This is a genomic window from Microbacterium sp. CFBP 8794 (genome assembly GCF_014841235.1).
In the GTDB taxonomy this organism is placed as follows: domain Bacteria; phylum Actinomycetota; class Actinomycetes; order Actinomycetales; family Microbacteriaceae; genus Microbacterium.
Genome location: NZ_JACYTT010000001.1, coordinates 200502 through 216329, shown reverse-complemented (window position 1 = coordinate 216329; position 15828 = coordinate 200502). Strand labels below are relative to the sequence as shown.

Here is a 15828-nt window from a genome sequence, read left to right as displayed (position 1 = left end):
TCGCCGTGCCCGGGTCGTCACGGCGACCCGGGCACGCAGAAACGCCCGTTCCCCGCAGAATCCGTGGGGAAGACTGCGGGGATCGGGCGTTTCTGCGAGGTGCGACCGGCCGGGGCCGGCCGGCCCGAGCGGAAGCTCAGGCGAGCTGCGCGCGACGCTCCGCGAGCTGGTCGAACGACGCGAACGACTCGGCGATCGGGCTGCCGGTGAAGTGGCCGACCCAGCCGTCGTCGTCGTGGAAGAAGCGCACGCTGACGTAGTGGGGCGAGGTGCCCATGTCGAACCAGTGCGTGGTGTTCGCCGGCACCGAGATGAGGTCGCCCGCCTCGCAGTACACCGCGTGCACCTTCTCGTTCGCGTGCAGGTAGAACACGCCGGCACCCTTGGCGAAGTAGCGGTCCTCGTCGTCGTCGTGCGCGTGCTCCGACAGGAACTTCTCGCGGAACGGCGTCTTGACCTCGTCGTAGTCGTCCTGCGCGGGGTCGAGGGCGACGACGTCGACGAGGGTGTAGCCCTCGCGCTCCTTCACCTCGCCGATCTCGTCGGCGTACAGCGCGAGCACCTCGTCCTGCGAGGCGCCGGTGGGCACGTCCTTGACCTCCCAGCGCGAGAAACGGGCGCCGAGTTCGGCGAGGGCCTCGCGGATGTCGCTCTCTTCGGTGGTCTCGAGCACGGGCGTGCTCGGGTCGGTCGCTTTCCAGACGGTCAGCAGGGTCATGGCCGCTCCTTTCGTTGGGGGTGGGGAAGAGGGATGCCGAAGCTCAGCGCGTCGCGACGGCGAAGCGCAAGAGCCACTCGGTGATCTCGAGGTGGCGACGGGCCGCAGCCACATCGGCACCCCAGGCGTACATGCCGTGGTTCGCGACGATCAGAGCGGGGACCTCGGGCACCGAGGCCGTGGCGGGTCGGTAGACCTCGTCGAACCAGCCGGCCTCGACGGTCATGTCCTGGTGGTTGCGGATGACGGGGATGGTGACCGTCTCGTCGTCGGCGAGGTGGCCGATGCCCTTGAGCATCTCCATGTCGCGGATCTCGACGCCGCTCGGCCACCGATGCCCGGCGACGACGGCGTCGAACGCGTGCACGTGGAACACGGCGTTCGCGCCCGTGCGGGCGGCGATGTGCGCGTGCAGGCCCGACTCGGCCGACGGGGGTCGGGGGTCGTCGGCGTCGATGGCGTGACCGGCGGCGTCGATGAGCACGACGTCGGCGTCGGTGAGCAGCGACTTGTCGAGGCCCGAGGCGGTGACGGCGAGCACGAGCGGGTCGCGGTCGACGACGACCGAGAGGTTGCCCGAGGTCCCGCGCATCCAGCCGTAGCCCGAGAAGCGCGAGGCTTCGGCGGCGAGGGCGGCCCCGGCGGCCTGCACGCGGTCGGCGGCGGGAAGACTCATCGGGTGACCTCGATCTCGTCGAAGGACGCCACGGCGGGCGCGGCGAAGTCGGCGCCGGCCCACGGCTCGCCCGCGCGGTCGAGGGCGACGACCTGCCAGCCCGCGGCGAGGGCGGCGGTCACCTCGTCGGGGTGGTCGGTGAGGAACAGGGCGCGCTCGGGCGAGACGTCGAGGGCCGCGGCGATGGCGTCGAACGACGCGCGCTCCTTCTTCGGCCCGGCCTTCACGGTGTCGAAGAAGTCCTCGACGAGGGGGGTGAGGTCGCCCTGCGGGGCGTGGCGGAACCACGGCACCTGCGAGGCGATCGAGCCCGAGGAGTACACGGCGAGACGGATGCCGTCCTCGTGCCACGCGTGCAGGCGTGGCGGCACGTCGTCGAAGAACTGCGAGTGGATCTCGCCCGCGGCGAAGCCCTCGGCCCAGATGATGCCCTGGAGCGTCTTCAGCGGCGTCGACTTGACGTCTTTCGCCATGAGTCCGCGCAGCGCCTCGGCGATCTCGGCGTCGGAGGCATCGGCATCCAGGCCCGTCTCGACGATCGCGTCGGCGCGGGCGGCGCGGACGGTGTCGTCGTCGCGACCGAGCACCTCGTCGAGGCGCGGGCGGGCGTAGTCGTAGAGGTCGCCGAGGATGAAGCCGGCGGCCGAGGTCGTGCCCTCGATGTCGAGCACGACGACGTCGGCGGTGGGGGTGACGGTCATGAGGTCTCTTTCCGGGAGAAGAACGATGCCACGGCCGCGGCCGCCAGGCGGGAGTGCTCGACGACGACGTCGTCGGAGGCCCCGGCGATGTGCGGGGTGAGGGTGACGTTCGGCAGGCTGAGCAGCTCGTCGTCGGGCGCGAGGGGCTCGTCGTGGAACACGTCGAACCCGGCGCCGGCGATGCGTCGGTCGCGGAGCACCGCGAGCAGCGCCTCACGATCGACGAGGGCGGCGCGCCCGGCGTTGATCAGGTAGGCGTCGGAGCGCAGGAGCGCCAACTCGCGCGCCCCCAGCAGCCCCGTCGTCTCGGGCGTCAGCGGGACGTGCAGGGTGACGATGTCGCTCTCGGCGAGCAGGTCGTCGAGCTCGACGTGCTGTACGTCGTCGCCGAGGGCGCCGGGGGCGAGGAACGGGTCGTACACGGCGATGCGCAGGCCGAAGCCCTGGGCGCGCCGGACGACGCGGCGGCCGACCGCTCCGCCGCCGACGACGCCGAGCCGACGGCCAGACAGCCCGATACCGCGGAAGCGCGCGTAGGGCTCGAACACGTCGTCGGCGCTCCAGTGGCCCTCGCGCAGCCACGCCGAGGCGGCGGGCACGTGGCGCACCGTCGCGAGCAGCAGCGCGAGGGTGAAGTCGGCGGTGACGTCGGCGTTGCGGCCCGGGGTCGTGCGCACCTCGACCCCGCGCGCGGCGCACGCGGCCAGATCGACGTTGGCGGGGTTCGCGCGGCACGCGACGACGAGCGCGAGGCGGGGGGCGGCCGCGAGGGCCGCGTCGTCGATGCGGTCGAGCTCGGCGATCACCACGTCGGCGTCGGCCAGGGCGGCGGCGAAGGCGGGGTCGGCGGCGGCGCGGGCGCCGAGCGACTGGCCGGTCTCGGCCTCGGATGCCACGAGCACGTCGCCCGCGATCTCGGCGGCGGTGCGCGGGTCGAAGGGGGCCGTGATGACGATGCGGGTCACGCGGGTGTCCTCTCGGGGGTGGGGGATTCGAGGCGGGATGCGTCGAGGTGGGCGGCGGGGGCCGCGGCGTCGGTGCGCTCGGTCTCGGCGAGGTCGGTGGCGGGGCGCGTGCCCTCGCGTGCGGGATCGGACGCGGCCGTCTCCGCCGGGGGCGACAGCCGACCCAGCACGCGCAGTGCGGGCCACTCCGGCCGCAGCGCCGCGCGCACGCGCGCGAACACGTCGCGCGCAGCCCCCAGGGCGAGGGAGAGGTGGGGGGTGAACTCGACCGTGTCGGCGGGGAACACCCGCACCGCGGCCGCCAGGTCGTCGGCGAGCCCGGCCGCCACGAGGGCGATGGTCGCGGCTCCACGCGCGCCGATCTCGGGGTCGGCGGTGCGCACGATGGTGCGTCCCGACACGTCGGCGAGCAACTGGCAGAGCAGGTCGCTGCGCGCGCCGCCGCCGCACACGGGCACCCGGTCACCGGCATCCAGCAGGTCGAGGCTCTCGGCCACGGTGAACGCGAGTCCCTCGAAGACGCTGCGCAGCAGCTGCGCCGGGGTGGTCGTGACGCTCATGCCCACCCACGAGGCCGAGGCCGCGGCGTCGACGAAGGGGGCGCGCTCGCCGCTCGGCGATCCGTAGGGCAGGTAGACGACGCCCCCGCTGCCGTCGGTCGCGGTGCGGGCGAGGCGCTCCAGCTCGCTCCATCCGCGATCGGACAGCCCGAGCGAGTCCCGCACCCAGTCGAGGTTGGGGGTGCCGACCATCGACGACAGGGCCTCGATCACCTGCGTGCCGCGGCCGGTGGGAAGAAGGATGCCGATCCCGCTGTCGGCGGCGGCCCGATCGGCGCGGTTGACGGCCACGGTGGCGGTGGTGCCGAGCACGACCCAGCCGTCTTGATCGGCGAGGGCGCCCAGGCCCACCGGGCACGCGGCGGAGTCGACGAGCCCCACGGCCACCGGGACCCCGGCGGTGAGGCCGAGCTCGTCGGCGGCCGCGTCGGTGAGCGGTCCGGCGACCTCGTGCGGGGCGCGCACCGGGGCGAGGAGGTGCGTGAAGCGGCGGTGACCGAGCGCGTCGATCATCTCGTCGGAGTACGCCAGAGTCGCCGGGTCGAGGTAGGTGCGCGAGGCCTCGGAGGGATCGGTGGCGACCTCGCCGGTGAGGCGGTGGCGCACCGCGTCCTTGCAGTTGAGGTGGTGGGCCGCGCGGGCGAGCGTCTCGGGCTCGGTCTCGGCGAAGCCGTCGAGCAGCACGGGCAGGGTGCCGGGGAAGCTGGCCGAGCCGGTTGCGGCGACGACGGCGGCGTCGCGCCCGTCGCGCTGCCAGGCGGCGACGCGGTCGGCGCCTCGGCCGTCGAGCCACAGGGCCGCGGGGCGCACCGGGCGTCCCTCGCCGTCGACCAGCCAGGCGCCGTCGCCCTGGCCCGTGACGCCGATCGCGACGACATCGGGCTGGGCGCTCCGCGCGAGCGACAGGGCCTGGCGGACGGCGCCGACGACGGCGTCCCAGACCGCGTCGATATCGCTCTCGGCTCCGCCGTCGGGGGTGCGCACGACGCCCACGGCCCGGTGGCCGGCGGCGAGCGTCTCGCCCTCGAGCGAGTACAGCACGGCCTTGACCGCGGTGGTGCCGGCGTCGATGCCGAGGACGGCGGGGGTCACGCCGTGCCGCCCGAGGTGGTGTCGGTGGTCGAGGGCGGGATCGTGGTGCGCTCGCCGGCCGGGGCCGAGCCCACGGTGCCGGCGGCGGGGGCCGCCGGGGCGGGCCGGCGCTCCGCCGCTGCCCGCGCGCGCTGCGCGACGGTGTACGCCAGCACGAGGGCGACGAGCAGCACCACGCCCTGCACGGCGGCCTTGACGTTGAAGTCGAGGCCGAGCAGGTCGAGGCCGTTCGCGAGCACGCCGAGGAACAGTACTCCCACGACGGTGCCGGGGACGTTGGGCCTTGACCGCGGGTGCATCGAGGCGCCGATGAACACCGCGGCGATGGCGTCGAGCAGGTAGCTGAACCCGGCGAGCGGGGTGTACAGGCGCAGCGACGCGCTCAGCAGGATGCCGCCCGCCGCGCACAGCACGCCCGCGCCGACGTACACGAGCACGCGGATGCGGCGGGTGCGCAGCCCCGCGACGACCGCCGCGCGGTCCTGCAGGCCCATCGCCTGGATGCGCACGCCCGCGGGGGTGCGGTGCAGCAGGATGCCGACACCCACCGCCGCGACGGCGGCGATGATCACGGGGATGCCGATGCCCAGCACGTCGCCCGAGCCGAGGAAGGTGAAGCCCTCGGGGGCGGCGCGGAAGCTCACGCTGGCCCCGCCGTTGGTGCCGATCTGCTGGGCGCTGCGGCCGATGAAGAAGGCGCCGAGCGTGGCGAGGAAGGGGGTGACCCCGAGCCCCACGATGAGGAAGGCGTTGAGCGCGCCGATGAGCGCGCCGCCGAGGAGTCCGAGCAGCACGGCCACGGGCCACGGCATCCCGAACGACATCATCGACACGATCGCGAACCACGCGCCGAAGTCCACGGCGACCGCCGCCGACAGGTCGATTCCGCCCGACGACACCACGACGGTGAGGGCCAGGGCGACCAGCAGCAGGATCGCGACGCCGTCGAGCACGTTGAGCAGGTTGCTCGGGCGCAGGAACGCGTCGCTCGCGAACGAGAAGAACACGATGAGCACGGCGAACGCGGCGACGAAGCCGTAGCGGGTGACGGTCGCGGCGGCCGAGCCGGCGACGCCCGACCACCGGGCGCGGGGGGCGGTCGTGCTCATGCGCGGGCCTCCTCGTTCTTGCGCGCGGCGGCCGCGGCCACGACGAGCAGGATCAGCACGCCCTTGAACCCGTCGACCCAGGCGTTGGCGACCCGCGAGAGGATCAGGCCGTTCGACAGCAGCGCCACGAACAGGGCACCCAGCACCGAGCCGAATACGGTGACCGTGCCGCGGCGGGTGAAGGCGGCGCCGAGGAAGGTCGCCAGCACCATGTCGACCATGAGGCGCTCGTCGATCCCCGGGCTGCTGCCCGAGCCGCGCGCGACGAGCAGCAGCGAGCTGAGCCCCGCCACGACGCCCGCGATGACGAACGTCGACATGATGTAGCGCTGAGCGGGGATGCCGGCGAAGGTCGCGGCATCCCGGTTGCCGCCGACCGCCTGCAGGCGCAGGCCGTAGGGCGTGCGGGCCAACACGAACACGAGCACCGCGGCCACGATCAGCATGAGCACGGCGGCGAGGGGGATGCCGGCGATCCGCGTATCGCGCACGGCGACGACGAGCGGGTCGGTGACGTCGATGCGGCGGTTGCCGCTGACCACGCGCGTGATGCCCACGACCGCGACGTACACGGCCAGCGTCGCCAGGATCGACGACAGTCCCACCCAGCCGACGAGGATCGCGTTCAGCACGCCGAACAGGGTCGTGACCAGGATGCCGAGGGCGAAGGCGACCGCGAACGGTGTGCCGTACGAGGTCAGCTGATCGCTGACGATCGCGGTCGCCAGCGCCGCGGTGGCGGGGATCGACAGGTCGATGCCGCCCACCACGACGTCGTCGCCGCCGCCGATGACGACGATCGCGAGCCCCATCGCGACCAGCGCGACCGGGGCCGCCTGGGTGAGGCTCGCGGTGACGTTGGCGAGGCCGAGGAAGCCCTTCGCCGTCACGGCGAGGTACACCGTCATCGCGAGGACGACGAGCAGGGGACCGCGCCGGGCCAGCAGGCTCCGGATGCGGGGAGCGAGCGCGGGGCGCTCGACGGCGAGGGCGCTCACGCGGCATCCCCTTCCGATCGTGCGTCACCGCTGCCGGTGACGAGGGCGCTGAGGTGTTCGAGGGTGAGACCGTCGGTCGACACCTCGTGGGCGACGCGTCCGCGCTCGAGCACCACGATGCGGTCGGCGAGTCCGAGCACCTCGGCGGGGTCGGTCGAGACGACCACCACCGCGGTCCCGGATGCCGCGAGCTCGGCCAACAGGCGGTAGATCTCCTGCTTGGCGCCGATGTCGACGCCGACGGTGGGCTCGTCGAGCACGATGACGCGCGCGCCGGCGGCGAGGCTGCGGCCCAGCACGACCTTCTGCTGGTTGCCGCCGCTGAGCAGCCGCGTCTGGGCGGTCGTGTCGCGGGGGCGGATGTCGAGGCGCTCCGACAGCTCGTCGGCGCGCGCGCGGGCGGCGGGGGCGTCGAGGAGCCCCGCGCGGGCATCGATCGCGAGGGTCGACAGCGTGAGGTTCTGCTGCACCGAGAAGTCGAGCACGACACCGTCGTGACGGCGGTCGCGGGGCACGAGCACGACGCCGGCCTCGAGGGCGGCGGCCGGGCTCGACGGACGGAAGCGGCGCTCGCCGAGGCGCAGCTCGCCGGTGTGGCGGTGAAGGCCCACGAGGGCCTCGCCGAGCTCCGAGGCGCCGGAGCCGAGAAGCCCCGTCACCCCGACGATCTCGCCCGGGCGCGCGTCGAGGTCGACGCCGTGCACCACGGTGCCGACACCGAGGCCGCGGGCGCTCAGCACGGCCGGCGCGGTCACCGGCGGACGGCGGGCGGGGTAGAGGTCGTCGATCTCGCGCCCGATCATGAGGCGGATCATCTCGCGGCCGCTGTCGGGGCCGACCGCCTCGAGGCGCCCCACGTCGAGGCCGCCGCGCAGCACGGTCACGCGGTCGCAGATGCGCGTGACCTCGCCGAGGTAGTGCGAGATGTACAGGCTCGAGATGCCGCGTTCGCGCAGGCGCCCGATGATGCCGAGCAGCTGCTCGGCCTCGGCGCTCGCGAGAGGGGCGGTCGGCTCGTCGAAGACGATGACGCGCGCGTTGTCGTCGACGAGCGCGCGGGCCACCTGCACGAGCTTGCGTTCGGCGGGCCCGAGGTCGCGCACGAGCCGGGTGGGAGCGAGGTCGATGCCGAGCACGTCGTGCAGCACCTCGGTCACCCGCGCCCGCATCGCGCGGCCGCGGAGCACCCCGCCCGCGCTCCGCTCGTTGCCGAGCCACACGTTCTCGGCCACCGTCATGTCGGGCACGAGCTGCAGCTCCTGGTGCACGAACCGGATGCCGGCGGCGTGCGCATCGGAGGGGGTGAGCCGCTCGGTCTCGGTGCCGTCGATGACGACGGTGCCACCGTCGCGCTCGTACAGCCCCGCGAGGATCTTGATGAGCGTGGACTTGCCCGCGCCGTTCTCGCCGACGAGGCCGTGCACCTCGCCCGGGCGCACGTCGATCGAGGCGCCCCGGAGAGCCGGGACGCCCGCGAACGCCTTCGTGACGCCGGTCATGCGGAGCACCGGCGTCACGAGGGGGGAGGAGCTTTCGATCACTGGGTGTAGCCCAGCTCCTTCGAGACCTTCTTCGCCTCGTCGGGACCGGCGACGGGGATCGTGTCGACGTAGCTGACCTTGTCGACCGTCTCGCCCAGGAAGTACTTGCCGACGTTGTCGGCCGAGATCGTGGCGATCTTGCGCGGAAGCTGTGCGATGTTGCCGACGAACGGGCTGTTCGGCTCGCTCATGATCTCGAGGGTGTCGGGGCCGGCGTCGAAGGCCGTGACCTTCACGTCGGTGCGGCCGGAGTCCTCGATGGCCTGCACCACGCCGATGGCGGGCTGGTCCCAGCACGCCACGTGGATGCCCTGGATCGTTCCGACCGGGTACTTCTCGAGCAGCGCGAGCGTCTGCTGACGCGCGTCGTCGGGCGCGTTGGCGAACTGCTCGGCGAGCTCGGGCTCGATGAGCTTGACGCCGGGGTAGTCCGTCGAGAGCTCGTTCTTCCACGCGTCGTAGCGCTCGCCGCAGAACGACAGGCTCTGGCCGAACGCGTTGAACACGGCGACGTTGCCCTGACCGCCGAGGGCGTCGCCGGTGATCTTGCCGAGGGCCTCGCCGCCGACCTGGTTGTCGGACTGCGCGTTGTTGACGGCGTACTCCGAGGCGTGGTCCACCCCGAAGACGGGGATGCCGGCGTCGTGCAGCTGCTGCAGCTTCGGGTCGACCGAGGCGTCGCCGAGGATCGTGATGACCGCGTCGACGTTCTGCGCGAGGAAGATGTCGTGGTTCTGCGCGTGCAGGGTGTTGTCGCGGTTGCCGTCGGTGGTCAGCGGCGTGCCGCCGAGCTTGGTGACCTCGTCGACCGCGCCCTGGAAGGCCTCGCGGTCCCAGAAGTGCTGCGTTCCGACGACCGCGATGCCGATGGTCTTGCCCGCGAGCGGCTGGCTGGCGTCGACGCCCTCGCCGTTGGGGGCCGCGCCGTCGGACGAGACGGTCGAACAGCCGCTGAGGGCGATGCCCGCCGCGACGACGAGCGCCGGAAGGGCGAGGAGGGACTTTCTCACGGTGGGGCTCCTGTGGGCCGGAGGGCGCTCGCGTCGGGGTGCGCGTCGCCGCTGATGCTGTGTGGGGTGCCGCCGGGGAGCGGACTCTCGAAGCGTAGGGAGGGGGCGAGACAACGTTCGACTCGGGCGTCACACGGTGAAATGAAGTCGTCACCGGTGACCGCGTCAGTAGGCTTCGGCCGTTCCCGACACCGAGGAGACCCATGTCGCAGTCCACCCGTGCGCTCGGCGGCCGTCGCGTCCTGACCGTGGGCCTCCACGTCGCCGACGTGCTCGGTCGCTACGTCGACGCCATCCCTGCCGGTCAGGGACTCGCCCTGCTCGACGAGATCCGCCTCACCGTGGCGGGCACCGCCGCCGCGACCGCCGTCGACCTCGCGCGCCTGGGCGTGCCCGTGGCCACGGTGGGAGCGGTCGGCGACGACGCGCTGGGCGTGTTCCTGCGTTCGACGATGGCGGCCGAGGGCGTCGACGTCGACGCCCTGGCGGTGCGGTCCGCGCACCCCACCTCGGCGACGATGCTGCCGATCCGCCGCGACGGCAGCCGACCGGCGCTGCACGTCATCGGGTCGAACGCCGCGATACGCGCCGACGACCTGGCCGCCGTCGACCTCGACGATGTCGCCGTGCTGCACCTGGGCGGTACGTGCCTGCTGCCCGGCATCGATGGGGCGCCGAGCGTCGAGCTGCTCCGCCGTGCGCGTGCGGCCGGTGTCGTGACGACGATGGACTTCATCCCCACCGGCGCTCCCGCCGATCGTGACGCCGTGCTGCCGTGTCTGCCGTTGGTCGACTACCTCTTCCCCAGCGAAGAGGACGCGCTGTCGTTCGCCGGAGCGGCGACGCTCGACGAGGCGATCGCGTTCTACCTGGATGCCGGTGTCACCACCGTCGTGATCACGCGCGGCGCCGCGGGGGTCAGCATCAGCACGCGCGAGCGGCGCGATATGCGTCTCGCGGCATACGCGGTCGACGTGGTCGACACGACGGGCTGCGGCGATGCGTTCAGCGCGGGGTTCATCTGGGGGCTGGTCGACGGCACCGACATCGTCGAGGCCGCCGAGCGAGGGCTGGCGTGCGGCAGCCTGGTGGCGACGGGCCTCGGGTCCGACGCGGGCCTGCACGGTGCGGCCGACGTCGCGCGGCTGCGGGCCGAGGGCGTACGCGGCGCCGTGTAGGCGGCATCCGGGTTGTTCGCGGGGGCGCATCCTCCGCGATGCGCGCAACCTCCGTGGTCCGGCGTCGGATGCCGCGGAGGTTCTGCACATCGCGGAGCGTGTGGCGCACGCCCCCGCGCAGCGCCGCTCGCGCCCTTCCGCGCCCGCGTGCGAGAATGGCCGCGGCGTGCTCGGATCGACCTTTCCCCGCACGGCGCCCCGGCGTCGTCGAGTTGAAGGGCCACCAGGCCCCAGGACAGCGTCCGCCGCACCTTTTCTCCGAGGAGCAGAGATGTCCGCTACCCCCACCGCCGCCACCGACTCGACCGCCGCCTCCGCGGCCGGAACCGAGCGCGTGCAGCAGCGCCGTCGCTATCTGATGTGCCGGCCCGAGCACTTCACGGTGAGCTACAGCATCAACCCGTGGATGGAGCCCTCGCGGCCCACCGACACCAACCTGGCCCTGACGCAGTGGCAGGCGCTGTACGACACCTACGTGTCGCTCGGGCACGAGATCGAGCTGATCGACCCCGTCGAGGGACTGCCCGACATGGTCTACACCGCCAACGGCGGCTTCGTCATCGACGGCGTCGCCTACGGCCCCAAGTTCCGCTTCCGCGAGCGCGCCGCCGAGGCGCCCGCCTTCATCGACTGGTTCGCAGCGTCCGGCTTCGAGGTCGCCGAGCCCGTCGAGGTCAACGAGGGCGAGGGCGACTTCCTGCTCGTGGGCGACACCATCCTCGCCGGGACGGGCTTCCGCTCGACCGGTGACAGCCACCGCGAGGTGGGCGAGGTGTTCTCACGCGAGGTCGTGTCGCTGACGCTCACCGACCCGCGGTTCTACCACCTCGACACCGCGATCGCGGTGCTCGACCCCGTGGAAGGACCGGGGGGCGCCGAGAAGGCCAACATCGCCTACCTGCCGAACGCCTTCGACGAGAAGAGCCAGGCGACCCTGCGCGAGCGCTACCCCGACGCGATCCGGGTCTCGGATGCCGACGGCTCGGTGTTCGGCCTCAACTCGGCCAGCGACGGCAAGAACGTCATCATCTCGCCCCGCGCCGTGGGCTTCGAGGCCCAGCTGCGCGAGCGCGGCTACACGCCCGTGAAGGTCGACCTCTCCGAGCTGCTGCTCGGTGGTGGCGGCATCAAGTGCTGCACGCTGGAGCTGCGAGGCGGATCCCGATGAGCACCGCCGTCGACGACCTCGGCGCGCACCTGATCGCCGAAGAGGGCGCGCACCTCGCGCACAACTACCACCCGCTCCCCGTCGTCGTCTCGCGCGCCGAGGGCGTGTGGGTCACCGACGTCGAGGGCAAGCGCTACCTCGACCTGCTCTCGGCCTACTCGGCTCTCAACTTCGGCCACAGTCACCCCGCGATCCTCGCGGCGGCGCGCGAGCAGCTCGAACGCCTCACCCTGACCAGCCGCGCGTACCACAACGACCGTCTGGGTCCCTTCGCCACGGCGCTCGCGCAGCTCTGCGGCAAAGACCTCGTGCTGCCGATGAACACCGGGGCCGAGGCCGTCGAGACCGGCATCAAGGTCGCGCGCGCCTGGGGCTACCGCACCAAGGGCATCGCTGCGGATGCCGCGACGATCATCGTCGCGAACGGCAACTTCCACGGCCGCACGACCACGATCGTCGGCTTCAGCGACGACCCCACGGCGCACGACGACTTCGGCCCCTACGCGCCGGGCTTCGTGCACGTGCCGTACGGCGACGCCGAGGCCATCGCGGCGGCGATCGACGAGAACACGGCCGCGGTGCTCCTCGAGCCCATCCAGGGCGAGGCCGGCGTCGTCCTCCCGCCCGAGGGGTTCCTGCGACGGGTGCGCGAGATCTGCACCGCGAACGATGTGCTCTTCATCGCCGACGAGATCCAGTCGGGTCTCGGCCGGGTGGGGACGACCTTCGCGTGCGACCGCGAGGGCGTCGTACCCGACGTCTACCTGCTCGGCAAGGCGCTCGGCGGCGGCATCCTGCCCCTGTCGGCGGTCGTCGCGAACGAGGACGTGCTCGGCGTCATCCGGGCGGGGGAGCACGGCTCGACGTTCGGAGGGAACCCGCTGGCGGCCGCCGTGGGCCTGCGGGTCGTCGAGATGCTGGCCTCCGGAGAATTCCAGACCCGGGCCGCGGCGCTCGGTGCGCACCTCGAGACCGCGCTGCAGACGCTCGTCGGTCGCGGCGTGACGGCGGTGCGCATCGCCGGGCTCTGGGCGGGCGTCGACATCGATCCGGCGGCCGGAACCGGCCGCGAGATCGCCGAGAAGCTCCTCGCCCGCGGCGTGCTCGTCAAAGACACGCACGGGCAGACCATCCGCATCGCTCCGCCGCTGACGATCCGCGCGACCGAGCTCGACTGGGCGGTCGAGCAGGTGCGGCACGTGCTCACGGCCTGACCGCCCTCGCCATCCCGCGAGGTGCCACGAATCGTCGCTTCGGAGCCTGCTCAGGCGACAACTTCCGGCACCTCGCGCGTGAGGGTCACGCGACCGAGATCGTCGCCTCGTCCCAGCCCGTCGCGCCGTCGGGGGCGGGCGGGGCGGAGTCGGACGTCTGCGTGCTGCCGTCGGCTGAGATCGCGCGGCAGCGTGCGGCGTGCAGGCCGCTGGTCGCCTCCCACGGCAGGCTCCACTGCACCCAGGTGTCGGCGGAGATCGCGGTCGCCAGCGTCGCCGCCTGCCACGGACCGTCGTCGATCTGCACCTCGACACCGGCGACGCCGACGTGGTTGTGCCAGGCCACCCCGGCGATCACGGTCGAGCCGGCTTCCACGCGCGCCCCCGCGCGCGGGACGTCGATGCGCGACTGCAGCTTCACCGGCCCGCGCTCCGACCATCCGCGCGGCGTCCAGTACCCCTCGGCGCGGTCGAAGCGCGTGACTTCGAGCTCGCTCACCCACTTCGTCGCCGAGACGTAGCCGTAGAGCCCCGGCACGACCAGACGGACCGGGAAGCCGTGCTCGATTGGCAGCGGTTCGCCGTTCATTCCGATGGCGAGGAGGGCGTCGCGCCTGTCGGTGAGCGCCTCCAGGGGACTGGATGCCGTGAACCCGTCGACGGAGCGCGAGAGCACCATATCGGCCTCGGCGGTCGGCTTCGCACGGGCGAGGACGTCGCGGATCGGAACGCCGAGCCACCGCGCGGTGCCGATAAGCGAGCCGCCGACCTCGTTGGACACGCAGACGAGGGTCGCCACCGTCTCCTTCTGGGACAGGGCGACGAGGTCCTCCCAGCGCAGCACGACCTCCTGCTCGACGAGCCCGTGCACGCGCAGCGTCCAGGTCGCAGGGTCGACCTGCGGCACGACGAGGGCGGTGTCGATGCGATAGAAATCCGCCGAGGGCGTGATCACGGGGGAGAGTCCGTCGATGCTGAGCTCCGCGGCATCCGGAACCGTCGCGATGGTGGCGGGGGTCGGCAGACGCAGGGCGGCGCGCACGGCGCTGATCGCCCGGGCCCCGCCGCTGAGCGCCACCGACCCGAAGGCGGCGAGGGCGCCCGCCATGACCGCGACGCCCGAGAGGGCGAGCACTCCGCGGCGGGTGATGCCCTCGTCGGCGGGCGCGCCCTCGGCGACGGGGCGCCGGGGCCCACGCCGCGGGCGGCCGATCAGCAAAGCCCCCGCGATCGCGGCTCCCGCCCCCGCGATGAGCGACGGCACCGGTGACAGCAGCCCCGCATCGGCGCGGGTCGTCGACACCACGGCGCCGAGGACGCCGAGGCCCGCGAGCACCACGCGGCCCCACGGGGGCCGGCGGTTCTCGATCGCCCCGGCCACCCCGGCGACCACCAGCAGCAGGACGGCGATGCCGACGAGCAGCGCGGCCTTGTCGCCGGTGCCGAAGAGGTCGATGGCCAGGTCTTTCGCCCACGCCGGGGCGAGGTCGATCATCGCGCCCCCGATGACCGCGAAGGGGCTCGCCGAGGGCGCCACGAGGGCGGCGGCGAGTTCACCGAGGCCGGCCCCGAGCACGGTCGCGGCGATCCCCGCGACGACGGCCGGAAGATCGCGGAGACGAGAAGACACAGGGGCCACGTTCGGAGCCTAGAGAGCGCTCGGCCAAGGGGCGCCGCCGCCGGCGGAACTCACAGCCAACCGCCATCCGGGGGAACGACAGAGGTGCGCGAGCGAGTGTTGCGCTTTCGGCTCCACGTCGCTAGTGTCATGTCGAACCAGTTCGACGGGGAGGGGGATGCATCGATGGTAAACATCGCCGACGTGGCAAAAGCAGCGGGAGTATCCCGAAGCACGGTCTCCTATGCCCTCTCCGGCAACCGTCCGATCTCCCGCGAGACACGAGATCGTATCGATGCGGCCATCGACCAGCTCGGCTTCACGGTGAATGCCGGTGCCCGTGCCCTCGCCACGGCGCAGACCATGGTGATCGGCTTGCTCCTCCAGTTCCACGAAGACGAATTCCCTCCGGCGATGTTGCAGTACATCCTCGCGATCACCACTGCGGCGCGCGAACTGGGCTACGACATCCTCATGGTGACCGACGATCACGGCCCCGATACGATTCGTCGGATCACTTCCTCGAACATGGTCGATGGCGTCGTCTTGCTCGACGTGTTGCACGACGACCCGCGGCTGCCTCCTCTGCGAGAGGCGCGACAGCCGGGCGCGCTGGTGGGCCTGCCGAAGGACACGGAGGCGCTGGACGTCTTCGACCTCGATTTCGGTGAGGCTGCACGCCTTCTCGTCGATCACCTTCACGGCCTCGGGCATCGAGAGGTCGTCCTCATCTCGCCACCGCGACACGTGTTCGAGCGGGGAGGAGCCTACGCGTGGCGCTTTCGCGACGCGGCCCTCGAGCGCGCGGGTCGCCACGGGATCGTTCTGTCGGCGCACTACGGCGAGTCGCAGCAGCCCGCCATCGAGCGCAGTCTCAACACGATCCTCGACTCTCAGCCTCGGGCAAGCGCCCTCATCGTGCACAACGATGCGTCGATCGCGGCGCTTCCGTCCGTCTTGCGTGAGCGAGGGACCGTCGTGCCCCGCGATCTCTCGGTCGTGAGCCTCTACTCGCGGGACTTCGGACGCACTTTCCTCCTGCCTTACACGGCGGTCGAGACATCCCCAGACACGCTGGGCCGCGCAGCAGTCCAGCACTTGGTTCGGCGTATCGCTGACCCGAACGGCGGCCCGCCCGTCGTTCGGTTCATCGCGCCGGAGCTCACCGACAGGGGGAGCACCGCCTGAAAGGGCGTTACGCGCGGCCGTCTTCGTCGTCATCTATCGAACCGGTTCAACGCGCTACCTGCATGTACGACAACGCAGTCACATTCAGAAAG

14 protein-coding genes are annotated in these 15828 nt (G+C 72.5%); 4 read left to right on the top strand and 10 right to left on the bottom strand.

What is annotated here, in order from left to right:
• Nucleotides 1–136 precede the first annotated feature (136 nt).
• The 9 genes from IFU19_RS00925 to IFU19_RS00885 are packed head-to-tail and all read right to left on the bottom strand — an operon-like array spanning nt 137 to nt 9370.
• Nucleotides 137–718 (bottom strand): 1,2-dihydroxy-3-keto-5-methylthiopentene dioxygenase, encoded by a 582-nt coding sequence (locus tag IFU19_RS00925; protein ID WP_192012666.1) that lies wholly within the window; start codon nt 716–718, stop codon nt 137–139.
• Between the two features lie 43 nt (nt 719–761).
• Nucleotides 762–1394, bottom strand: coding sequence for a methylthioribulose 1-phosphate dehydratase (gene mtnB, locus IFU19_RS00920; RefSeq protein WP_070409132.1), 633 nt, complete (start codon nt 1392–1394; stop codon nt 762–764).
• Nucleotides 1391–2095, bottom strand: coding sequence for an acireductone synthase (gene mtnC / locus IFU19_RS00915; protein ID WP_055832842.1), 705 nt, complete (start codon nt 2093–2095; stop codon nt 1391–1393). Before mtnC ends, mtnB begins: the two co-directional genes overlap by 4 nt.
• Nucleotides 2092–3060, bottom strand: a complete 969-nt coding sequence (locus IFU19_RS00910) for an NAD(P)-dependent oxidoreductase (protein WP_192012665.1) — start codon at nt 3058–3060, stop codon at nt 2092–2094. Before IFU19_RS00910 ends, mtnC begins: the two co-directional genes overlap by 4 nt.
• On the bottom strand, nt 3057–4712 hold the full coding sequence (locus tag IFU19_RS16950; protein ID WP_192012664.1) for an FGGY family carbohydrate kinase: 1656 nt from the start codon (nt 4710–4712) through the stop codon (nt 3057–3059). The genes IFU19_RS00910 and IFU19_RS16950 overlap by 4 nt, the downstream gene beginning before the upstream one ends.
• A complete protein-coding gene (locus IFU19_RS00900) occupies nt 4709–5821 on the bottom strand; it encodes an ABC transporter permease (RefSeq protein ID WP_192012663.1) in 1113 nt (370 codons plus the stop codon). The genes IFU19_RS16950 and IFU19_RS00900 overlap by 4 nt, the downstream gene beginning before the upstream one ends.
• Complete coding sequence (locus IFU19_RS00895) at nt 5818–6819, bottom strand: ABC transporter permease subunit (protein ID WP_191915462.1); 1002 nt, start codon at nt 6817–6819, stop codon at nt 5818–5820. The genes IFU19_RS00900 and IFU19_RS00895 overlap by 4 nt, the downstream gene beginning before the upstream one ends.
• Nucleotides 6816–8360, bottom strand: coding sequence for an ATP-binding cassette domain-containing protein (locus IFU19_RS00890; RefSeq protein ID WP_199858523.1), 1545 nt, complete (start codon nt 8358–8360; stop codon nt 6816–6818). Before IFU19_RS00890 ends, IFU19_RS00895 begins: the two co-directional genes overlap by 4 nt.
• Entirely contained in the window at nt 8357–9370 is a 1014-nt protein-coding gene (locus IFU19_RS00885) for a sugar ABC transporter substrate-binding protein (RefSeq protein WP_198424671.1), read from the bottom strand. The genes IFU19_RS00890 and IFU19_RS00885 overlap by 4 nt, the downstream gene beginning before the upstream one ends.
• Nucleotides 9371–9573: 203 nt before the next feature.
• Between IFU19_RS00885 and IFU19_RS00880 the strand changes: the two genes are divergently transcribed.
• From IFU19_RS00880 to rocD, 3 genes are all read left to right on the top strand, one after another.
• Nucleotides 9574–10548: a carbohydrate kinase family protein gene (locus IFU19_RS00880; protein ID WP_191915465.1), complete on the top strand. Its 975-nt coding sequence runs from the start codon at nt 9574–9576 to the stop codon at nt 10546–10548.
• A 271-nt stretch (nt 10549–10819) separates the two neighbouring features.
• Nucleotides 10820–11716, top strand: a complete 897-nt coding sequence (gene ddaH / locus IFU19_RS00875) for a dimethylargininase (RefSeq protein ID WP_191915466.1) — start codon at nt 10820–10822, stop codon at nt 11714–11716.
• Complete coding sequence (gene rocD / locus IFU19_RS00870) at nt 11713–12930, top strand: ornithine--oxo-acid transaminase (protein ID WP_191915467.1); 1218 nt, start codon at nt 11713–11715, stop codon at nt 12928–12930. The genes ddaH and rocD overlap by 4 nt, the downstream gene beginning before the upstream one ends.
• 85 nt (nt 12931–13015) lie before the next feature.
• Here rocD and IFU19_RS00865 read toward each other — a convergent pair whose 3' ends face one another.
• On the bottom strand, nt 13016–14569 hold the full coding sequence (locus IFU19_RS00865; protein WP_191915468.1) for a molybdopterin-dependent oxidoreductase: 1554 nt from the start codon (nt 14567–14569) through the stop codon (nt 13016–13018).
• A 129-nt stretch (nt 14570–14698) separates the two neighbouring features.
• On the opposite strand from IFU19_RS00865, the gene IFU19_RS00860 reads away from it, so the two are divergent.
• Nucleotides 14699–15736: a LacI family DNA-binding transcriptional regulator gene (locus tag IFU19_RS00860; RefSeq protein WP_244630593.1), complete on the top strand. Its 1038-nt coding sequence runs from the start codon at nt 14699–14701 to the stop codon at nt 15734–15736.
• Nucleotides 15737–15828 lie beyond the last annotated feature (92 nt).

Bases quoted from the DNA above. Each gene is read 5' to 3' on its own strand.
- IFU19_RS00925 (WP_192012666.1), bottom strand. From the start codon at position 718: ATGACCCTGCTGACCGTCTGGAAAGCGACCGACCCGAGCACGCCCGTG.
- mtnB (WP_070409132.1), bottom strand. From the start codon at position 1,394: ATGAGTCTTCCCGCCGCCGACCGCGTGCAGGCCGCCGGGGCCGCCCTC.
- mtnC (WP_055832842.1), bottom strand. From the start codon at position 2,095: ATGACCGTCACCCCCACCGCCGACGTCGTCGTGCTCGACATCGAGGGC.
- IFU19_RS00900 (WP_192012663.1), bottom strand. From the start codon at position 5,821: ATGAGCACGACCGCCCCCCGCGCCCGGTGGTCGGGCGTCGCCGGCTCG.
- IFU19_RS00880 (WP_191915465.1), top strand. From the start codon at position 9,574: ATGTCGCAGTCCACCCGTGCGCTCGGCGGCCGTCGCGTCCTGACCGTG.
- ddaH (WP_191915466.1), top strand. From the start codon at position 10,820: ATGTCCGCTACCCCCACCGCCGCCACCGACTCGACCGCCGCCTCCGCG.
- rocD (WP_191915467.1), top strand. From the start codon at position 11,713: ATGAGCACCGCCGTCGACGACCTCGGCGCGCACCTGATCGCCGAAGAG.
- IFU19_RS00860 (WP_244630593.1), top strand. From the start codon at position 14,699: ATGTCGAACCAGTTCGACGGGGAGGGGGATGCATCGATGGTAAACATC.